The following is a 19,026-nucleotide window of genomic DNA, read 5'->3' as shown; positions in this document are numbered from 1 at the left end:
ACCGAAGCGACCGGCGGGCGGGGGTGCGGAAGGCGCCCCCGCCCGTCGCCTCACAGCTGGGTCGCCGAGCGCTCCGTCAGGCTGTACTTCTTCGCGATGGCGTTCCACAGCCGGGCCGCCCTGGCCTTCTCGGTGCTGGCGGTGCCACTGTCCCGGTTGCCGGCCGCGGTCTGGGGCGTGGTGCGGGCCTGGCCCTTCTTGCAGCCCTTCTTGCCGGCCGCCTGGTCGGCCCAGGCCGCGTAGTGGTTGTCGGCGGACGCGGACGCCTGCCAGGCCTTGGTGAGGGCGTCGGTCAGTTCGGCGTGGTTCGGCAACCGGTCGACCGAGACGCCCTGGAGCCGGGTCACCAGTCCGGTGCGCTGACTCGCCGCCGCCCGCAGGTCCTGGGCGGCCTGCGGAAGGTTCTTGCAGGACTTCACGTCGGCGACCGCGTTGATCACCGAGGACCGGCTGTTGCCGCTGTCGGCGAGCAGCTTGTCCAGCTCGACGGCCTGTGCCTTGGCCGGGTCCGCGGCCGGCGCGGAGGACCCGTCAGTCGCCGGGGCCGTCGCCGACACGGTCTGGTTCTTGTCGCCCCCGTCGCCGCCTCCGCCCCCGGCGAGCAGTGCGCCCGCGCCGATGCCGAGCACGACGATGCCGATGCCCACGGCGGCGATGACCGGCACCCGCGACCGTCCACGGCCGCCCCGGCCGCCGTCGTCGTAGCCGTCGCCGCCCGGCGGGACGTACGGCGGCTGCTGGGCGCCGTACGACGGCTGCGGGCCCCCGTAGGCGGGGGGCGCGGCCTCGGGCCGGTCGAAGCGCGGCATCTGCTGGGTGGACGCGGCACCGGCGTCCGTGCCCTGACCGCGGAAGAGGTTGTCGAAGTCGGAGGGCGGCTGCCGGTCACCACCGGGGGCCTGACCGGGCACGGGCGCGATGAACTGGGTGGCCTCGGCGTCGGGACCGGTCGGCGCGGTGGGCGGGAGCGGACCGGCACCGGGGGCCTGCGCGCCGTACGAGGCCTGCGGGTGCTGCGGGGCCTGCCCCGGGAAGTGCCCCGCCTCGGGCGGGAGGGCGCCGGGGCGGACGGGCGGGAGGTACTGGGTGGCGCCCTCGTGAGCGGCGGCCTGCACCGGCGGGATGAACTGCGTGGCGCCCTCGTCGGCGGGCGGCAGCGGCGCGGAGGCGGGCGTGCCGGAGGCCGAGGGGAGGGGCTGGCCGACGGGCGGGAGGTAGTAGGACGTCGGCTCGTCGGTGTCGTAGCCGGGCGCGGGCTGGGCGGGCTGCTGCGGCGCGGGAGCGGCGCCGGGAGCCTCGTAGGGCGCTACCTGGCCCTGCTGCGGAGGCAGCGGCTGGGACTGCGCTGCGGGCGCCGACGGGAGGGGCTGGCCGACCGGCGGAAGGTAGTAGGAGGTCGGCTCGTCGGTGTCGTAGCCCGGCGCGGACTGCTGCGGGGGCAGCGGCTGGGACTGCGGTATGCCGCCGGGCTGTTGCGGGGTGCCCCAGGTCTGGGCGGTCGGCTGCGACCAGTCCTGGGCCGGCGGCTGGGCCTGGCTCTGCTGCTGGTCGGGGCCCCACGGGGTGCCCCAGGCCTGGCCGCCGGGCGGCTGGGCGTACGCCGGGCCGCCGGACGGCCTGCCGTACGCCGCGTCGGGCGCCGGACCGGACGGGTCCGCCTGCGCGGAGCCGCCGTACTCGTTCCGCGCGGAGCCCCCGTACCCGCCCTGTTGCGGTGCGCCGTAGCCGCCCTGCGGCGGGGTGCCGTAACCGGGTTGCGGGGTGCCGTAGCCGCCCGTCTGTCCCGGCAGCAGGGGTTCCCCGCCGTCGGAGGGCAGCACGATGCCTTCGCGCGCTTCGCGCGCCGAGGGCTGCTCGCCCTGTCCACTCTGCGTCACCGGGACTCCTACTTATGGGGGAACTTCGGAATCGTCGGCTCACGCTACCGGGTCCTCCGAGCCCGGTGCCACGTAGCACAGGCCGCGACCTGCGCCCCTGTGACGGCGGTAACAGATCCCGGGAGACCTCGTGACAGTTCCGGGCTCGCGACCGCTGTATACCCCCCTTGTCCACGTCCTCCCTTACGCGGCCGCCTGAAGGTCGAGCCGGGCCCCGAACTCCCTGACCACGGCCTCGTCCCGGAACGGCTCCAGGCGCTGCTGGAAGTCGTCGAGGTACTCCGCGCCCCGGTTGGAGCGGACCGTCTCCAGCAACTCCACCGCCTTGAGGCCGGTGTTGCAGGCCTGCTCGATCTCGCGCTGCTGCACCTGCGCGGTGGCGAGCAGCACGTAACCGATCGCCCTGCGGCGCGCCTTGTTCTCCGGGAGCCCGTCCAGGGACTCCTGCGCGCAGCGCGCCGCCGCGTCGGCCTGGCCGAGGTCACGGTGGCAGTGCGCCAACTCGTCGGCCAGATAGGCCTCGTCGAAGTGCGCGATCCACGCCGGGTCGTCGCCGGACGAGGGATCCGCCGCCTCCAGCGCGCTCACGGCCCGCCCGGACGCCGCCTGGGCGGCCCGCGCGTCGCCCATGAGCGCGTGCCCGCGGGCCTCCGCCGCGTGGAACATCGCCTCCGCGCGCGGAGTCACCCGGCCCCGCGCCCCTTCCTGCGCCGCCCGCGCCAACTGGGCGATCTCGCGCGGGTTCCCGAGTTGCGCGGCGAGATGGCTCATGGACGCGGCGAGCACATAGCCGCCGTACCCGCGGTCGCCGGCCGCCTGCGCGAGCCGCAGCGCCTGGATGTAGTACCGCTGGGCCAGGCCCGGTTGCCCGGTGTCGATCGCCATGTACCCGGCGAGCTCGGTCAGTCGGGCCACCGCGGCGAACAGATCCCGCCCGACGGCCTCCCGGTACGACCCCGCGAGCAGCCCGGAGACCACGCTGTTGAGGTAGTGCACGACGACCGGGCGCACATGCCCGCTGCCGTACTGGTGGTCGAGGTCGACCAGTGCCTGGGTCATCGCGCGCACGGCCGCCACGTCGGACTGGCCCACGCGCGGGCCCGCCTGGCGTGCCACCTGTGAGTCGGGCGAGGAGATCAGCCAGTCCCGGCTGGGCTCGACCAGCGCGGACGCGGCGACCGAGGAGCCGGACAGGAAGTCCCGGCGGCCCACGTCACTGCGCCACAGCTCACACACCTGCTCGATGGCGCCCAGTACCGTCGGCGAGAACTGGAGGCCGACCCCGGAGGCGAGGTTCTTGCCGTTGGCCATGCCGATCTCGTCGATCGTGACCGTCCGGCCGAGCTTGCGCCCGAGCGCCTCCGCGATGATCGCGGGTGCCCTGCCCCGGGGCTGCTGTCCCCGTAGCCAACGGGCCACGGACGTCTTGTCGTAGCGCAGGTCGAGGCCGTGCTCGGCGCCGCACATGTTGACCCGGCGGGCGAGCCCGGCGTTCGAGCACCCCGCCTCCTGGATGAGCGCTTGCAGCCGTTCGTTCGGCTGTCGCGCGACGAGTGGCCTTGCGGCCATGGCGTACCCCCTGTGGCTGCGGTGCCTGCCCACGCACCGAGTTGACGTGTCTTCCACTCCCGGACCTCGTCGGTGTGAACGAAAAGATCCGGCCGTGAAGATCAATGCCCCGCAGAGACAGCTAAAATGCGAGGCATGCGAGGATTGCCGGGGTAAAGGCAGAAGCCTGCCCCTCTCGTGGCTACCCAGCTCACGCCCCGGTTCCTCCCGCGCGCCCCCACACGTGCATCCATGCGCCCCAGATGCCGAATCAATGCTCCTCCCCCGCGCGCGCTACAGCCGTAACCCGAGGTGGGCGCGGGAGTTGTGTTGAGCGTGGAAGAGACGATCGCGGGCCCCGAGGCCGCTCAGATTCCGAAGCAGCGCGGGGAATCGCTGCTGGAGACAGCCGTACGATACGCCGAGGAGCGCCACTGGGACGTCTTCCCCGGGACCTGGCTGGAAGCCGTCGACGGGGTGCAGCGGTGCTCCTGCGGTGACACCGCGTGCGCCGCGCCGGGGGCGCATCCCTCTCGGGAGGACTGGGCGACGCAGGCCACGGGCAGTGCGACCGTCGCGCGCCGGATGTGGCAGAAGCAGCCGACGGCGTCGATCCTGCTGCCCACCGGCCGGACCTTCGACGCGATCTCCGTCCCGGAGACCGCGGGGTTCCTGGCGCTCGCCCGCATGGAGCGGATGGAGTTGACGCTGGGGCCGGTGACGTTGACGCCGGATCGCCGGATGCAGTTCTTCGTGCTGCCGGGCGCGTCGGTGAAGGTGCCGGATCTGGTGCGGAAGCTCGGCTGGGCACCGTCGTCCCTTGATCTGGTCGCGCTCGGGGAGGGGGCGTACGTTGCGGCGCCGCCTACTCGGTTCGGGTCGTCCGGGGCCGTGCAGTGGGCCTGTCGTCCGACGCCTGCCAACCGCTGGCTGCCGGACGCGGAGGAGTTGATCTCGCCGCTCGCCTACGCGTGCGGTCGGGACAGGTGAGACACACCTCTAGGGTTGGCGTTCATGACGTCGGCTGTGAGTGTGCGGGGGCTCTGGAAGCGGTTCGGGCAGCAGGTGGCCGTTGCCGGGATTGACCTGGAGCTGCCTGCCGGGAAGTTCATCGGGCTCGTCGGGCCCAACGGAGCCGGGAAGACCACCACTCTCTCCATGGTGACCGGGCTGCTGCGGCCCGATCAGGGGTCCGTCTCCGTCGTCGGCCACGACGTGTGGCAGGACCCGGTGGCGGTGAAGGCCAGAATCGGGGTACTGCCCGAAGGACTACGGCTGTTCGAGCGGCTCTCCGGACGGGAACTGCTCGCCTACTCCGGGCGGTTGCGGGGGCTGCCCGGGGCCGAGGTCGACCGGCGGGCCTCCCAACTGCTCGACGTGCTGGATCTCGCGGGAGCCCAGCACAAACTGGTCGTCGACTACTCGACCGGGATGCGGAAGAAGATCGGGCTCGCGACCGCCCTGCTCCACAATCCCGAAGTGCTGTTCCTCGACGAGCCGTTCGAGGGAGTCGACCCGGTCTCCGCGCAGACCATCCGGGGCGTGCTCGAGCGGTACACCGGCTCCGGCGCCACCGTCGTCTTCTCCTCGCACGTGATGGAGCTCGTGGAGTCCCTGTGCGACTGGGTGGCCGTCATGGCCGCCGGCCGCATCCGCGCCCACGGCACGCTCGACGAGGTGCGGGGTTCCGCCCCCTCGTTGCAGAAGGCGTTCCTCGAACTCGTCGGCGCGCAGGGGCGGGACACCGGGTCCGATCTCGACTGGCTGGGCGGCGGGGCCCGATGACGACCGACATCACCCCGGTCGTCGTACGGCTGAAGCTGTCGCTGCTCAGGAACGGTCTGCGGCAGTCCGGTGGGCGACGGGCCGCGTACATCGGCTCGGCCGTCGCCGTGCTGCTCTTCTCCGCCCTCCAGCTGATCGGGCTGGTCGTGCTGCGCGGCAACGAGCACGCGGAGGCCGTCGTCGTCCCCCTGGTCGCCGTCCTCGCGGTCGGCTGGGCCGTCATGCCGCTGTTCTTCCCCGGCGGCGACGAGACCCTCGACCCCACCCGGCTGGTGATGCTGCCGCTGCGGCCCCGGCCCCTGGTGCGGGCACTGCTGGTGGCCTCCCTGGTCGGCATCGGGCCGGTGTTCACCCTCTGCATGCTCGTCGGGTCCGTCGTCGCCGTCGCGCACGGGGTGGTGGCGTACGTCCTCTCCGTGGTCGCCGTGCTGCTCGCGCTGCTGGTGTGCGTGGCCCTCGCGCGGGCGGTCGCGGTGGCCAACCTGCGGCTGCTGAGCAGTCGCAAGGGCCGTGATCTGGCGGTGCTGAGCGGACTGGTCATCGCCGTCGGGGCGCAGGTGGTGAACTTCGGGGCGCAGCGGCTCGGCGAGGGCGGTCTCGGGCAGTTGGACGGGCCGGCCGAGGTGCTGGAGTGGATCCCGCCCGCGTCCGCGCTCGGGGCGGTTGACTCGGCGAGCGAGGGGTCGTACGGGACGGCCGTTCTGCAACTCGCCTTGTCCGCAGTCGCGTTGGCCGGTCTGCTCGCCCTCTGGTCGCGTCATCTCACCCGGCTGATGACCTCGCCCGACGGCTCCACGCTGCCGTCCGTCCAGGGGGCCGCCCGGGAGCGGACCTCGACCGGGCTCGCGCGGCTGCTGCCCGGCGGCCGCACCGGCACCGTGATGGAGCGCAGTCTGCGCTATGTGTGGCGCGACCCCAAGACGAAGGCCGCGTGGGTGACCTCGCTGGCCATCGGTCTGATCGTGCCGGTGTTCAACGCGGTGCAGGGCACCGGGTCGATCTACTTCTCCTGCTTCGCCGCCGGGATGCTCGGTGTGCAGATGTACAACCAGTTCGGGCAGGACACCTCCGCGTTCTGGATGGTCGCGCTGACCATCTCCTCCACGCGGGACGCCTATGCCGAACTCCGCGCGCGTGCGCTGGCGTTGCTGGTCATCACCCTGCCGTACGCCACGCTCGTCACCGTGGTGACGACCGCGCTGATCGGCGACTGGCCGAAGCTGCCCGAGGTGCTCGGCATGTCCTTCGCGCTGCTCGGGGCGATGCTGGCGACCGGGGCGTGGACGTCGGCGCGCTTCCCGTACTCGATTCCGCAGGAGGGCCACAAGAACGTGGCCCCGGGGCAGGCGGGGCTCGCCGCGGCCGCCATCGTCGGCGGGATGGTCTCGGCCGCGCTGCTGTGCGCGCCGGTGATCGCCCTGGCGGTCTGGGCCAACGTCAGCGCGGGCGGCGACGGGTGGAGCTGGGTGCTGCTTCCGGTGGGCGCGGCCTACGGGGCGGTGATCACCCTCGCGGGGCTGCGGCTGGCGGCACCGCGGACGGCCCGGCAGCTGCCGGAGATCCTCACGGCGGTCAGCAAGGGCTGACGGATCGTCGGGGCGGCCGGGGCCGGTGTCGGACCCCCTGTCTAGAGTGAACTGTGCGACTCCTGTGGGGTGTGACCGGGAAGGTCGCTACGGGGGATCAGGGTCGCAGGACCAGGGGATTGCGGGACCAGGGGATCAGGGGCAAGGGGGCTTATTCATGAACGGTGTTCGAAGATCCGTCGGGGCGGGGCTGTGCGGGGCGGTTCTGACCGCGTCGGTACTGCTCGCGCCTTCGGCCGGGGCCGCTCCCGTGCAGGCCGGGGCGTCTCCGGTGCAGGCCGGGGAGATTCCGGCGAAGGCCGGGGAGACTCCGGCGAAGGCCGGCACAGGGGTGGTCCGCGCTCGACCGGGCGCTGACGGAGCCGAGTTGGGCAATGGCGACCGTGTCGGCCTGGTCGGCGGCCGGAACCTGCGCATCACCGCCGCGGACCGCGCGGAGCGGACCCGCTACTCGGTCGCGTCGCTCGACGGCCGGGTCACCGTGCGGCCCAGCGCCGAGCGTGCGGCGGACCGGGCGCCGGCGAGCCTCGCGCTCAAGCCGGCCACCGCCACCCCTTCCACGACCACGGCCGCCGCCGCCGCGGGGACGTACTCCGTCAAGCTGACGATCACGCACGCGGACTACGTGGCGAGCAAGCTGTTCTACGTCTGGAACCGCACGAACTGGACCTCGTACCCGGTCAACAGCGACGGGGGCGGGCCGACGTCGAGCGTCAAGCTGCCGCCGGGAGACTACTTCGCGGTGGCGCTGCACTCCGACTTCCTCCAGCCCAGCTATCTGCTCGCGCAGTCCTTCACGGTCAGCTCAGCAGCGAAGACGGTGAGCTTCGACCAGCGGGCGGCCAAGGAGACCGGCATCCGCACCGACGACACCACCGCCACCCGGCAGTCGGCCGCGGTCTGGCTGAGCGTGCCGGGCGGCGACCTGGCGGGCTTCGCGGGCGCCGACGACGCCAAGGTGTACGTCACGCCGTTCACCATGCCGGGCGTCTCCCTGCGCATCCACGACGTGCTGGCCAAGAAGGGCTCCTCGGCGAACGTCCCGAGCCCCTACCGCTACGACCTCACCCACAGCTTCAAGAACACCGTGCCGGCCTCGCCCGTCAAGAAGATCGCCCAGGCCTCCCTGGCCAGGACGGTCACCAAGATCGGCGCCCCGGGCACCCGCACGACCGCCTTCCTCCAGTCGGTGCCCGACTTCGGCGAGTGGACCGGCGTCTACATCGGCTCCGCGGTGCCGGTGGCCGGTTCGGTCACCGAGTACGCCACCCCGGGCGTCGAGTACGGCCGGATCCTGGACTACGGCACCTTCGACCAGTACCTCAACCTGGCCCCCCGCACCCTGCCCGCCGGCACCGCCGCGGGCGAGACACTGGGCGCGGCCCCGCTCCAGCCCGTCCTCGGCGAGGGCACCGGCTCGGAGCTCTACAACCACCGGCTCTACCTGGACGAGGGCAGCGCCTTCGGCGACGCCGACGGGCACCAGGGGACCGACGGCCGCGCACGCTCCTCGTACCGGGTGACCGGCGCGGACGGCATCGTCTACGCCGACGGTTCCGGCATCGACGCGTACCACTCGCTGACCTCCTCGGCGCTGCCGGTGCGGGAGCAGTCGTACACCCTGGAGCAGACCACGCACCGCCGGGTGCCGTACGCGCGGCTGGCCACGGACGTGCGCAATACCTGGACGTTCCGCGCGAGCAGCACCTCCACCGGGGTCGCCGGGCGGGTGCTGCCGCTGATCGACGCCCGGGTGAAGGTCTCGGGCCTCGACGGTTCGGGCCGGGCCGCCGCCGGGACCGTGCGGGTCACCGCGACCGCGGCCACCCGCAACGCCGACGCCGACAGCGCGCACACGCGCGTGACCGGCCTCGCCGCCTCCACCGACGGCGGTACCACCTGGGCCGACCTGCCGCTCCCGGCGGACGGTTCGGCGCAGTACACCGTCCCGGCCGACGCCGCCTACGTCACCCTGCGCGTCACCGCCGTCGACGACCTGGGCGGCAGCCTCAGCCGCACCCTCGTGCGGGCCTTCGCCGGACCCGCCCGGCTGGGCGACGAGACGGCCGGCCCGACCCGGATCTCCGACGTCGTCGTCAACGGCGGCAAGCCGGTCCGGCTCCACGACCAGCCGCTCCAGGAGTTCACGGCGAAGTTCACCGCCACCGACCCGTCCGGCATCACGGGCGGCGACCTGTACCTCTACAAGGGGTCCTACGACGCCCCGAGCGCGGTCCTCTACGGCACCTGGCCCGCGTCCTGCACCAAGGTCGACGCGACGACGGCGACCTGCACGGCGCAGTTCGCCTACATCCAGCCCCGCTGGAACTTCGGGCGCAACGCGCTCGCCGGCACCTGGAACACGGCCGCCTGGGCCGAGTCCGCGGACGGCAGCGGGTTCACCGACCGGCACGCGGTGCGGTCGGTGCCGCTGCTGCGGGACGCGGCCCTCACGGTCAACGCCTCGCCCGAGCCCGTCGCCAGGAACAAGACCCTCACCGTGACCGGGAAGCTCTCCCGGGCCGACTGGGAGACCCTCGGCGGCTTCCACGGATACGCGGGCCAGAAGGTCCGGCTCCAGTTCCGCAAGAAGGGCGCGAGCACGTACACGACCGTGAAGACGGTCACGACGAACAGCACCGGGAACCTGAAGACCACGGTCAAGGCGACCACCGACGGCTACTGGCGCTACTCCTTCGCGGGCAGTGTCACCACCGCGACCGCCACGGCCGGCGGTGACTACGTCGACGTGCGCTGACCGCGCCCGGCCCCCGGTGGACCCGATCCGCCGGGGGCCGGTCCGTCCCGAGGCGAAGAGCCTCAGTCGGTGTCGGTGGGCTCCAGATCGCCCAGGCCGTCCAGGAAGGGCTCTATCGCGGCCCGCCAGGCCTCCGGCTGGTCGTAGTGGACGAGGTGGCCCGCCTCGGCGACCTCGGCGTACTGGCCGCGGGGCAGCACGCGAACCATCTCCTGGGCCTCGGCGCGGCCCAGCTCGCCGTCGAGGCCGCGGACGACCAGGGCGGGGCACCTGACCTGGGTGAGTTCCTCCCAGTGGGCGTCGTAGACCCAGGTCTCACGGGACTGGAGCATCTGCTCCGGCTCGAAGACGGGACGCCAGCCGTCGGGGGACTCGGCCATCACCTCGGCGTAGAACTCGCCGCGCGCCGGGTTGGGCCGCTCCACCCAGGGGTCGTCCTCGCCGAACCACTTGCGGACGTCGGCGAGGGTGGCGAAGGGGACCGGCCAGGTCCTGAACCACTCGCCCCACTCCCGCTGCGAGGCGGCGCCGAGGGCGGAGGCCCGCATGTCGCAGATGATCACCCCGCGGACCAGGTCGGGGCGCCGGGCGGCGAGCTGCCAGGCGGTCAGGGCGCCCATCGCGTGGCCGATGAGGACGACGGGGGCCAGGTCCAGCTGTTCGAGGGCGGCTTCAGCGTCCTCGACGTACGCGTCACGGGTGAAGGCGGCCCGAGGGGGCTTGTCGCTCTGGCCGTGACCGCGCTGGTCGAGCGCGACGGCCCGGTACCGCTCGGAGAGCCAGCGGGCGGTGGACGCCCAGTGCGAGGCACGGCCCATCAGGCCGTGGAGTAAGAGGACCCCGGGTGATCGTTTCTCCGGGGGGTCGGCGGCGTGCGTGGCCGGGTCCGCCGGGTCGGTCTTGGGAGGATCGCCGAACTCCCAGGCCGCGAGACGTACGCCGCCCGCCCCGGTCACGTCGATGCGCCGCGCCATTGGCACCCCCCTGGCCCCCTGACTGATGTGCCTGCCGTGCTTGCCCTGTCCGCCGCTTTCTCGTCGCCCATCCCTGCAGCGCACGTCCCCCGCGCCCCGTCACACCCAGACTATCGAATACGTATTCGAAAATGGGTTCTCGCGCGGCAACACCCCTCGTTCGAGTGACCGCACTCAAGGAATGATCGCCGCCGCCGAGGGGAGATCTTCAGCGGGAGGCGGACCGCTCGGGGAAATCGGTCCGAGGGGAATGACCCTGGGAGCTCGGGGCTCCGGGTCAGCACAGGGGAGGACAGGCCCCGGCGCCGAAAGGTGCCGGGGCCATCCACACGTCTACGGCACATCCGCCCGCCCCCTCAGGTCATATGCCTCACGCGACAGCCTCGCACGGGAAGCGCCGAAGCGCTGCGATTCCGCACCGCGAATCTCGGATTCGACGGGACCGGAACCGCCGCGACCGCCTCACGGTTTCCGGCCACGCAGAACCGGCGCCACCCCCTCGCGGCACGGCTCAGCGCTTGGCCACGAACACATGCGAGGCGACGTCCGACTCCAGCTCGGCCGCCTCACCACCACTGCCCACCAGCACCCCGCCGGCCGACTCCGTCACGCTCACCACCGAACCGGGCTGCACACCCGCGCGGCGCAACGTGTACATCAGCTGCGCGTCCGTCTGGATCGGCTCGCCGATACGGCGTACGACGACCGTCTTGCCGTCGAGACCCGGGTCCAGCTCGGCCAGCGACACCATGCCCTCGTCCAGGAACGGGTCGGCGCCGTCCTTCTCGCCCAGCTCCTCCAGCCCCGGGATCGGGTTGCCGTACGGCGACTCGGTCGGGTGGCGCAGCAGCTCCAGCACCCGGCGCTCCACCGCCTCGCTCATCACGTGCTCCCAGCGACACGCCTCCGCGTGGACCTGCTCCCACTCCAGGCCGATCACGTCGACCAGCAGACACTCGGCGAGGCGGTGCTTGCGCATCACGCGCGTGGCCAGCCGGCGGCCCTCGTCCGTCAGCTCCAGGTGCCGGTCGGTGGCGACGGACACCAGGCCGTCACGCTCCATCCGCGCCACGGTCTGGCTGACCGTGGGTCCGCTCTGGTCCAGCCGCTCGGCGATCCGGGCGCGCATGGGGACCACACCTTCCTCCTCCAGCTCGAGGATGGTGCGGAGATACATCTCCGTGGTGTCGATCAGTCCGGACATACGTGCCCCTTGATGAGATCTGCCGGAAGCACGACAGCTTCCCGGCGCGTGCGCTGGCCCTGGCGTCAATTCTGCCGGATACCACTGACAAGCGTGCCGCGCCGGTGTAACCGAGCGGTGACGAGCAGGCTCGCGACCGTATTGACATCCCAGTGGTCCAGACCGCACGGTGATCCGCGACACAGCGACGAAGGGTTGATGACGCATGGGCGAGACGGGCTCCGCGCGCGCCGACGGCAAGCTGTCCGGGCAGTTCCTCGACGCCGCGATCGGACTCCTGGAACGGGTCCGGGACGAGGAGGGCGAGTCCGTCGCGGCGGCCGGCGAGCTGCTCGCCGACACCGTCGCCGCCGGGGGCCGCCTCTTCGCCTTCGGCGCCGGGCACTCCTCGCTCGCCGCGCAGGACCTGGTCTACCGGGCCGGCGGGCTGGCCCTCATGAACCTGCTGACCGTGCCGGGGGTCGTGGGCGTCGACGTCAGGCCCGCGACCCTGGGCTCCGCCCTGGAGCGGGTGGACGGCCTCGCGAGCGCGGTCCTGAGCTGCTCCCCGCTCCGCGCGGGCGACGCCCTGGTGATCATCTCCCTGTCCGGCCGCAACGCGCTCCCCGTCGAGATGGCCCTGACCGCGCGCGGCCTCGGCGTGAAGGTCATCGGCGTCACGTCGGTCGCCTACACGACCGCGACCAAGCCCCGCCACAGCTCGGGCACCTTCCTCAAGGACCACTGCGACGTCGTGCTCGACTCCAAGATCTCCGTCGGCGACGCGGAACTCACCCTGGACACCGTCCCGGCCCCCTTCGCCCCGGCCTCCACGGTGGTGACCTCGGCCCTCCTCCAGGCAGTCATGGCCTCAGCGGCAGGCGCCCTGGCCTCCCGCGGCATCCAACCGCCCCTCCTGCGCTCGGGCAACGTGGACGGCGGCCTGGAGTGGAACGACCGGGTCTTCGAGGAGTACGGGGACCGGATCTTCTACCGGCACTGAAGGGAGTGCCGGACGGACTCCGGGTGAGCGGCCATGGGCGAGCGGAGTTACCGCGGCGGAGCGAGCACGCCGGGCTCGGCCGGTCCTCCGGTCTCCCTCACCAGGTGGTGACCCCACACACGCAGACGACCCGCGAGCTCGGGTTCCTCCGCCTGGGCGGGGAGCCGGCCGGACGTTACCGGCGAGCTCGCGGGTCGGGTGACTGCGTTGAATTGGCCGGCTGCGCGTATCTCGTACACGCTGGTCCGGCACCGCACTCGGTGGGTGACGGGCCGCTAGCCCGCAGCCACCTCCGACGTCCGGTGTGCATACATGCTCCGAACCACCTCCTCTCCTCGGTAAGACACACCCTAGGAACCCACTGGCCACCTCTCAACCGGTTTTCCGAGATGTTGACGGGCCCCCTTCGGCCCGGAAGGCATACCCGTAGCCGTCGGCCCGTTGCAGCAGCCGCAGCTTCCGGTGAGAGACATCGATCCTGCCCGCCGGTGTGGTGAGGCTGTGTCGTCCTGTGGCGCGGACCGAGACCCGGCCCGTCCACACACCCGCCCACTTGCCCGCCGGCACGACGGCACGCACGAGATCGCCGGTGGTGAATCCGAAGTGGCGCTTGACGCGGGCCCGCCGCAAGCGCGGGAACCCGAACCGGTCCGGAGTGGTGCGTGCGTACGAGCCCCGCCCGGTGGCCTTGACGACCAGCGCCCGATCCGGGAGCCGCACGATCGCGTCACCGCTCTCGTGGTCCAGGTTTCCGACGCACAGCGCGTCCACCGTGTGCGTCTTGCCCAACCCCGTCGCATGGCGATTCCAGTGTGTTCGCGCACTGGACCAGGGGTTCACCGGTCTGCCGAGTTTCCTGAGCCACTGCAGGAGCTGCCAACGGGTCGCGTTCATCGCGGCAGCGTCGTTGAGTGGTGTCCTGGCTTGCCGGAGGATCTTTGCAAGGCGCTCAGGGCGGTCGGCGAGGAAGATCTCGACGGGCAGACTGCTCTTGGCTCTGTTGCAGGGGACACAGGCAAGGACGAGGTTGGAGATACGGTTCGAGCCCCCTCGGCCGCGAGGGGTGAGGTGCTCGATGTTCAGAGGGACATCCGTGGCGTCGCAGTAGGCGCAGGCGTTGTTCCACCTGAAGCGCAGGTAGGCCCGGGCTTCGATCCCGGCCAGCGTTCCTTGCTGGTACTCCAGGTCGGCGAGGGGCCTGTCAGCACTCATGGCGTGGACGTCGAAAGCCGTGCTTTCCACGTGGACCTCGGTGACCGGCGCGTATCTGCAAAGGCGGGATGCCACGGCGTAGGTGGTGTCGACACGGTGCCGCAATGAGGGCGGTAGCCAGCCCGCCGGCCGGGACCGGTTGTCCGGCCGGGGCGCTCGGTAACGGTGGTTGGCGGAGCGACGTCTGCGCCGGTAGCCCGCGCGCTGCCTCATGCACAGCCTGATCTGGTCACCACGGTGCTGGAGTTCGACCGAGACCAACCCTCGCCTGACCGTGAACAGGCCTCCTTGCCCGTCGTTTTGCTGTTTGTCGTCCGTGAGAGCGAGGCCCGTCCCTCTGGAGCCCGGATCGACGCGCAGGTGCACGCCGTCGACCTCTGACTCCGCCAGCGTGCGGTCCTTCAACCGGATCACGAAGGGTGTGTGCCGGACGACCAAGGCTCTGCCCTTGCGTAGGAGCTCGCGGGCGCGGGCCGGATGACAGGGCATGAGGGGGTGCCCGTCCTTGGAGAGGACGAAGACCCGGCCTGCTCCGACACCGCCCACGTAGGACTGATCGTGCGAAGGAGCGTCACCGCTCCTGTTCTCTGCCGCCTCCGCTGCCGGGGCAGCGTTCCTGGCGTGACGCCGACGGACTCCGGTGCCGAGCCCGCCGGTCTCCCCTCGCTCATGTTCCCTGCCGGTGCCCCGCGCGGGGGCGGGGTGTCCGTGAGCCGTTTCGTCGCTGCTCCCAGGGGTGTCTGCTCCCACGGATTCCAGAGCGGGCTGCTGAGGAAGCACAGCCAGGTGGGTCTGCTCACCTACAGGAAACGTAGTCATCGGGTGCACCTCCCTGATCTCGGATCGTGATGACTGGAGCTGGTCAGCCGACGACCTCATGGTCGGGGAGCGACTGACCTCGCGCGTCCGGGTTGCCTGCGACGCTAGCGATCCAGCTCGGGCTGATCCGTTGAATCACCTGAAGGCGCCCATAGGTGCGAAAAACTGCTGATGATCGAACATCCAGCCGATCTTGCTGCTATGACACCTGCTCCCGCAGCAACCTCGGGATCTTCGAAACGCCGTCCAGGTAACGTTCTGTGCATGACACAAATACGGGTGGGGCGGCGGGCAATTCTCGGGTGGTGTCCGTGACGGATCTGCGGATCGAGCCTGTCGTCGGGGACGGCATGGCTGAGGAGTGGCGGTATGTGCACAACGTGATCGTGCCGCCCGCTGCCATGGGGATCGAGGACGTGCGGGAGCGGGTGGGGCGTAATCGGCTGGAGAACGCTTATCTCGGGGACGTGCTCGTGGGGTGTTCCACCGTGCGGCCGCCGCAGGGGGACGATGCCGTGGCGACCGTCATCGCGCGGGTGCTGCCCGATTACCGGGGGCGGGGTTTCGGGACGGCTCTCTACGAGAAGGGTCTTGATCATGCGCGTGTGCTCGGCGCCCGGGTGATCGAGACATGCGTGCTGGCCGTCAATGAGGACGGCACCCGGTTCGCGCGGGCGCGCGGGTTCGTCGAGGTCGACCGGTATGTGCTGGACGGCGGGAGCGACGAGTGGGTCGACCTGCGGCTGCGGCCGGACAGGTGGACCGCTTAGGGGGATGCGACACGTTTCCGGCGTACAACGATTCCCTCAATCTTGCGGGAACCCGGTGTGTGCTGCGTCACGTTCGAGTTGAATTGATTGTTAGTGAGCGGCTGGCAGGGGGTCCAGGTGAGTGCTTCCCGGCGTAGTGGGACCACCGACGAGCTGGGGCCCGACGGGCCCGGCCCGGACGGTCCGGACGGCTCGGGCGGTTCGGATCTGCTTGCCGCGCTGCTGGACGGCATGGACGCGGCCCTGTGCGCCTTCGACGCGGACGGCGTCGTCACCCACTGGAACCGTGAGGCCGAGCGCATCCTCGGGTGGAGTGCCGCCGAGGCGGTGGGCCGGCACGGGTTCGCGGGGTGGGCCGTACGGCCGGCGGACGCCGAGGAGGTCGAGGGGCGCCTGATGTCCGCCATGCAGGCGCCCGGCCGCCAGGTGCACGAGTTCGCGCTGCTGACCAAGGACGGCGGCCGGGTGCTGGTGCGCACCCAGTCCGCGGCTGTTCGGGGTCCGGACGGCAAGCCCGCGGGCGTGTACTGCGCCTTCAGCGAGGTGCACACGCAGATCGACCTGGAGCGGTCGATCGCGCTGAGCGAGGCCCTCTTCGAGGACGCGTCCTGGGGTGTCGTGCTGGTCGACGCCGATCTGCGGCCCGCCGTGGTCAACGCGCACGCGGCCCGGTCGCTGGGCGTCGGCCGTACGTCGGTGCTGGGGCGGCCCCTCGGGGAGCTGCTCGTGCAGGGCGTGGAGGAACTGGAGAGCGCGCTGACCCATGTGCTGGCCGAGGGCGCGCCGCCGGCCCCGGCGGAGATCTGGGTCGGGGTGCGGACACCGGACGGCGAGAAGCGGCGCTGCTGGCGCTGCGGGTTCGTACGGCTGGCCTCGCCGCTCGCGGAGGAGCCGGTACCGTTGGGTGTGGGCTGGCTGTTCCAGGACGTGACCGAGGCCAAGCAGAGCGAGCAGGAGGCCTCGCTGCTGCGGTTCAGGACCAACCAGCTGCACCGGGCGGCCCGGGCGGCGGCGGAGTGCGAGGACCCGGCCGAGGCGGCGGTCGTCCACCTGGACTTCGCGCTGGCCGGGTTCGCCGATCACGCGCTGATCGACCGGGTGGCCGGTGCCGCGGTGGCCGACGGCGAGGAGGCGGGCCCGGTGCGGCTGGTGCGGGTCGCCGCTACGCCCTCCGGGGCGCCGGGGCCGAGTCTGCTCTCGGGGGCCTCCGGGCTGCCCGTGCGCTACGGCGAGGGGCATCCGGCGTTGCAGTGCGTGGACCGGGTGGGGTCGGTGCGGGCGAGCGTCGGAACGGTGCCGGCGGAGCGGGCCCGGGAGTGGGCGGAGGCCCGCCAGTGGCCCTCGGACGTGGTGCACGCGCTGTGCGCGGTGCTGCGCAGCCGGGGCCGGACGCTGGGAGTCGTGACGTTCCTGCGGGGTGCGGGGCGGGGGCAGTTCGAGCGGAGCGACGCGGTGTACGCGGAGGACGTGGCGGTGCGGATCGCGTCCGCGCTGGACCTGGGCGGAGTGGTGGGGCGGGCCTAGGGCCTGTCCCCGAGGGACCTGTACAACCGCCGGTTCAGGGGCTGAGGCGCTCCACCCGCCAGGTTCCGTCCGGTTCCGTGACGTAGCGCAGGCGGTCGTGGAGGCGGTTCTCGCGGCCCTGCCAGAACTCGACCGTCTCCGGCGCCACCCGGAAGCCGCCCCAGTGCGGGGGCACCGGGACCTGCTCGCCCTCGGGGTAGCGGGCGGCGAGGTCGGCGTACGCGGTGTCGACCTGCTCGCGTGACGCGACGACCGAGGACTGGGCGCTGGCCCAGGCGCCGAGCTGGGAGCCGTGCGGGCGGGTGCGGAAGTACGCGGCGGTCTCGTCGCGGCCGGTGCGGCGGGCGAGGCCGGTGACGATGACCTGGCGGGCCATCGGGTGCCAGGGGAAGAGCAGCGAGACGTACGGGTTCTGCGCGAGGTCCCGCGCCTTGCGGGAGTCGTAGTTGGTGAAGAAGACGAAGCCCTGTTCGTCGAACTGCTTCAGGAGCACCGTGCGGGAGCTGGGGCGGCCCTGGGCGTCCGCGGTGGAGACGACCATGGCGTTCGGTTCGAAGAGGTGCGCCTCGGTGGCGGCCTGCCTGAACCAGCGCGCGAACTGTTCGACGGGGGTCGCGGCCAGGTCGGTCTCGGCGAGGCCCTCCGCGCGGTACTGCTCGCGCATGGAGGCGGGGTCCGGGAAGACGGCGTGTGCTGCGTCGGTCACGCGGTCATCTTGCCGTACGGACGCCTCCCCCACCGAGGGCGGCGCCGACCGCTGGTGGCACTGAGTGCCGCATCACTCCCCAAAGGTGGCACCCGGGGATATCGTGGCGTCATCCGTCGTACGCATCATGAGGAGCCGCCTGATGTCCGACTTCGACCCCGGCTTTGTCCCTGGCCTCGAAGGAGTCGTCGCGTTCGAGACGGAGATCGCCGAACCGGACAAGGAGGGCGGCGCCCTGCGGTACCGGGGCGTCGACATCGAGGACCTGGTCGGCCATGTCTCCTTCGGCAACGTGTGGGGGCTGCTGGTCGACGGCGCCTTCAATCCCGGTCTGCCGCCCGCCGAGCCGTTCCCGATCCCGGTGCACTCCGGGGACATCCGCGTGGACGTGCAGTCTGCGCTCGCGATGCTGGCCCCGGTGTGGGGGCTCAAGCCGCTGCTCGACATCGACGCCGAACAGGCGCGGGCCGACCTCGCCCGGGCCGCCGTGATGGCCCTGTCCTACGTCGCCCAGTCGGCGCGCGGGCAGGGGCTGCCGATGGTGCCGCAGCGGGAGATCGACAAGGCGCAGTCGGTCGTCGAGCGGTTCATGATCCGCTGGCGCGGGGAGCCGGATCCCAAGCATGTCGCGGCCGTCGACGCGTACTGGACCTCGGCCGCGGAGCACGGGATGAACGCGTCCACGTTCACCGCGCGCGTGATCGCCTCCACCGGTGCGGATGTCGCCGCCGCGCTCTCCGGGGCCGTGGGCGCGATGTCCGGGCCGCTGCACGGGGGTGCGCCGTCCCGGGTGCTGGGGATGATCGAGGAGATCGAGCGGACCGGCGATGCGGAGGCCTACGTCAGGCAGGCGCTGGATCGCGGTGAGCGGCTGATGGGGTTCGGGCACCGGGTGTACCGGGCCGAGGACCCCCGCGCGCGTGTGCTGCGTCGTACGGCTCGTGAGCTGGGGGCGCCGCGGTTCGAGATCGCGGAGGCGCTGGAGAAGGCGGCGCTGGCGGAGTTGCATGCGCGGCGGCCGGATCGGGTGCTCGCCACGAACGTGGAGTTCTGGGCGGCGATCGTGCTGGACTTCGCGGAGGTGCCGGCGCACATGTTCACGTCGATGTTCACGTGTGCGCGGACGGCGGGGTGGTCGGCGCACATTCTTGAGCAGAAGCGGACGGGGCGGTTGGTGCGGCCTTCTGCTCGGTATGTGGGGCCCGGCTCTCGGGATCCTCAGGACATCGAGGGGTACGGGAGCATCGCCCACTGAGGGGGGTGCCTGAGGAGTGTGGGCGA

General features: G+C 72.0%; 14 protein-coding genes. 8 read left to right on the top strand and 6 right to left on the bottom strand.

The annotated features are described in order from the left end of the window. Positions 1-50 precede the first annotated feature (50 nt). Entirely contained in the window at positions 51-1,877 is a 1,827-nt protein-coding gene (locus tag OHN19_RS24065; RefSeq protein ID WP_330266166.1) for a hypothetical protein, read from the bottom strand. Positions 1,878-2,060: 183 nt separating this feature from the next. Beyond that, positions 2,061-3,446: a transcriptional regulator gene (locus tag OHN19_RS24060; protein WP_330266165.1), complete on the bottom strand. Its 1,386-nt coding sequence runs from the start codon at positions 3,444-3,446 to the stop codon at positions 2,061-2,063. 306 nt (positions 3,447-3,752) lie between these two features. On the opposite strand from OHN19_RS24060, the gene OHN19_RS24055 reads away from it, so the two are divergent. The 4 genes from OHN19_RS24055 (at position 3,753) to OHN19_RS24040 (ending at position 9,554) form a co-directional block, all read left to right on the top strand. Then, complete coding sequence (locus OHN19_RS24055) at positions 3,753-4,415, top strand: bifunctional DNA primase/polymerase (protein ID WP_330266164.1); 663 nt, start codon at positions 3,753-3,755, stop codon at positions 4,413-4,415. Positions 4,416-4,439: 24 nt separating this feature from the next. Beyond that, a complete protein-coding gene (locus tag OHN19_RS24050; protein WP_330266163.1) occupies positions 4,440-5,210 on the top strand; it encodes an ABC transporter ATP-binding protein in 771 nt (256 codons plus the stop codon). Next, complete coding sequence (locus tag OHN19_RS24045; RefSeq protein ID WP_330266162.1) at positions 5,207-6,796, top strand: transporter; 1,590 nt, start codon at positions 5,207-5,209, stop codon at positions 6,794-6,796. Before OHN19_RS24050 ends, OHN19_RS24045 begins: the two co-directional genes overlap by 4 nt. A 157-nt stretch (positions 6,797-6,953) precedes the next feature. Next, complete coding sequence (locus tag OHN19_RS24040; RefSeq protein WP_330266161.1) at positions 6,954-9,554, top strand: hypothetical protein; 2,601 nt, start codon at positions 6,954-6,956, stop codon at positions 9,552-9,554. A 62-nt stretch (positions 9,555-9,616) separates the two neighbouring features. On the opposite strand, the gene OHN19_RS24035 is transcribed toward OHN19_RS24040, so the two are convergent. Beyond that, entirely contained in the window at positions 9,617-10,528 is a 912-nt protein-coding gene (locus tag OHN19_RS24035) for an alpha/beta hydrolase (protein WP_330266160.1), read from the bottom strand. A 511-nt stretch (positions 10,529-11,039) separates the two neighbouring features. Then, positions 11,040-11,732, bottom strand: coding sequence for a metal-dependent transcriptional regulator (locus OHN19_RS24030; protein ID WP_330266159.1), 693 nt, complete (start codon positions 11,730-11,732; stop codon positions 11,040-11,042). Between the two features lie 205 nt (positions 11,733-11,937). Between OHN19_RS24030 and OHN19_RS24025 the strand changes: the two genes are divergently transcribed. Then, positions 11,938-12,714: an SIS domain-containing protein gene (locus OHN19_RS24025; RefSeq protein WP_330266158.1), complete on the top strand. Its 777-nt coding sequence runs from the start codon at positions 11,938-11,940 to the stop codon at positions 12,712-12,714. 372 nt (positions 12,715-13,086) lie between these two features. On the opposite strand, the gene iscB is transcribed toward OHN19_RS24025, so the two are convergent. Then, positions 13,087-14,472, bottom strand: coding sequence for an RNA-guided endonuclease IscB (gene iscB / locus OHN19_RS24020; protein WP_330266157.1), 1,386 nt, complete (start codon positions 14,470-14,472; stop codon positions 13,087-13,089). A 623-nt stretch (positions 14,473-15,095) separates the two neighbouring features. Here iscB and OHN19_RS24015 point away from each other — a divergent pair. After that, positions 15,096-15,515 (top strand): GNAT family N-acetyltransferase, encoded by a 420-nt coding sequence (locus tag OHN19_RS24015; RefSeq protein WP_391196861.1) that lies wholly within the window; start codon positions 15,096-15,098, stop codon positions 15,513-15,515. Positions 15,516-15,632: 117 nt separating this feature from the next. Beyond that, positions 15,633-17,039: a PAS domain-containing protein gene (locus OHN19_RS24010; protein ID WP_330266155.1), complete on the top strand. Its 1,407-nt coding sequence runs from the start codon at positions 15,633-15,635 to the stop codon at positions 17,037-17,039. Between the two features lie 34 nt (positions 17,040-17,073). Here OHN19_RS24010 and pdxH read toward each other — a convergent pair whose 3' ends face one another. Next, positions 17,074-17,703 carry a pyridoxamine 5'-phosphate oxidase gene (pdxH, locus tag OHN19_RS24005; RefSeq protein WP_330269693.1) on the bottom strand — a complete coding sequence of 210 codons (630 nt, stop codon included), beginning with the start codon at positions 17,701-17,703 and terminating at the stop codon, positions 17,074-17,076. A gap of 184 nt (positions 17,704-17,887) precedes the next feature. Between pdxH and OHN19_RS24000 the strand changes: the two genes are divergently transcribed. After that, positions 17,888-19,000: a citrate synthase 2 gene (locus tag OHN19_RS24000; protein ID WP_330266154.1), complete on the top strand. Its 1,113-nt coding sequence runs from the start codon at positions 17,888-17,890 to the stop codon at positions 18,998-19,000. Positions 19,001-19,026 lie beyond the last annotated feature (26 nt).

Source organism: Streptomyces griseorubiginosus, assembly GCF_036345115.1.
GTDB classification, from domain to species: domain Bacteria; phylum Actinomycetota; class Actinomycetes; order Streptomycetales; family Streptomycetaceae; genus Streptomyces; species Streptomyces griseorubiginosus_C.
Note: the sequence above shows the minus strand (reverse complement) of the source record. Positions and strands in the feature narration are given on the sequence as shown.

Bases quoted from the DNA above. Each gene is read 5' to 3' on its own strand.
- OHN19_RS24000 (WP_330266154.1), top strand. From the start codon at position 17,888: ATGTCCGACTTCGACCCCGGCTTTGTCCCTGGCCTCGAAGGAGTCGTC.
- OHN19_RS24050 (WP_330266163.1), top strand. From the start codon at position 4,440: ATGACGTCGGCTGTGAGTGTGCGGGGGCTCTGGAAGCGGTTCGGGCAG.
- OHN19_RS24040 (WP_330266161.1), top strand. From the start codon at position 6,954: ATGAACGGTGTTCGAAGATCCGTCGGGGCGGGGCTGTGCGGGGCGGTT.
- OHN19_RS24030 (WP_330266159.1), bottom strand. From the start codon at position 11,732: ATGTCCGGACTGATCGACACCACGGAGATGTATCTCCGCACCATCCTC.
- pdxH (WP_330269693.1), bottom strand. From the start codon at position 17,703: ATGCGCGAGCAGTACCGCGCGGAGGGCCTCGCCGAGACCGACCTGGCC.
- OHN19_RS24045 (WP_330266162.1), top strand. From the start codon at position 5,207: ATGACGACCGACATCACCCCGGTCGTCGTACGGCTGAAGCTGTCGCTG.
- OHN19_RS24035 (WP_330266160.1), bottom strand. From the start codon at position 10,528: ATGGCGCGGCGCATCGACGTGACCGGGGCGGGCGGCGTACGTCTCGCG.
- OHN19_RS24060 (WP_330266165.1), bottom strand. From the start codon at position 3,446: ATGGCCGCAAGGCCACTCGTCGCGCGACAGCCGAACGAACGGCTGCAA.
- OHN19_RS24015 (WP_391196861.1), top strand. From the start codon at position 15,096: ATGGCTGAGGAGTGGCGGTATGTGCACAACGTGATCGTGCCGCCCGCT.
- OHN19_RS24025 (WP_330266158.1), top strand. From the start codon at position 11,938: ATGGGCGAGACGGGCTCCGCGCGCGCCGACGGCAAGCTGTCCGGGCAG.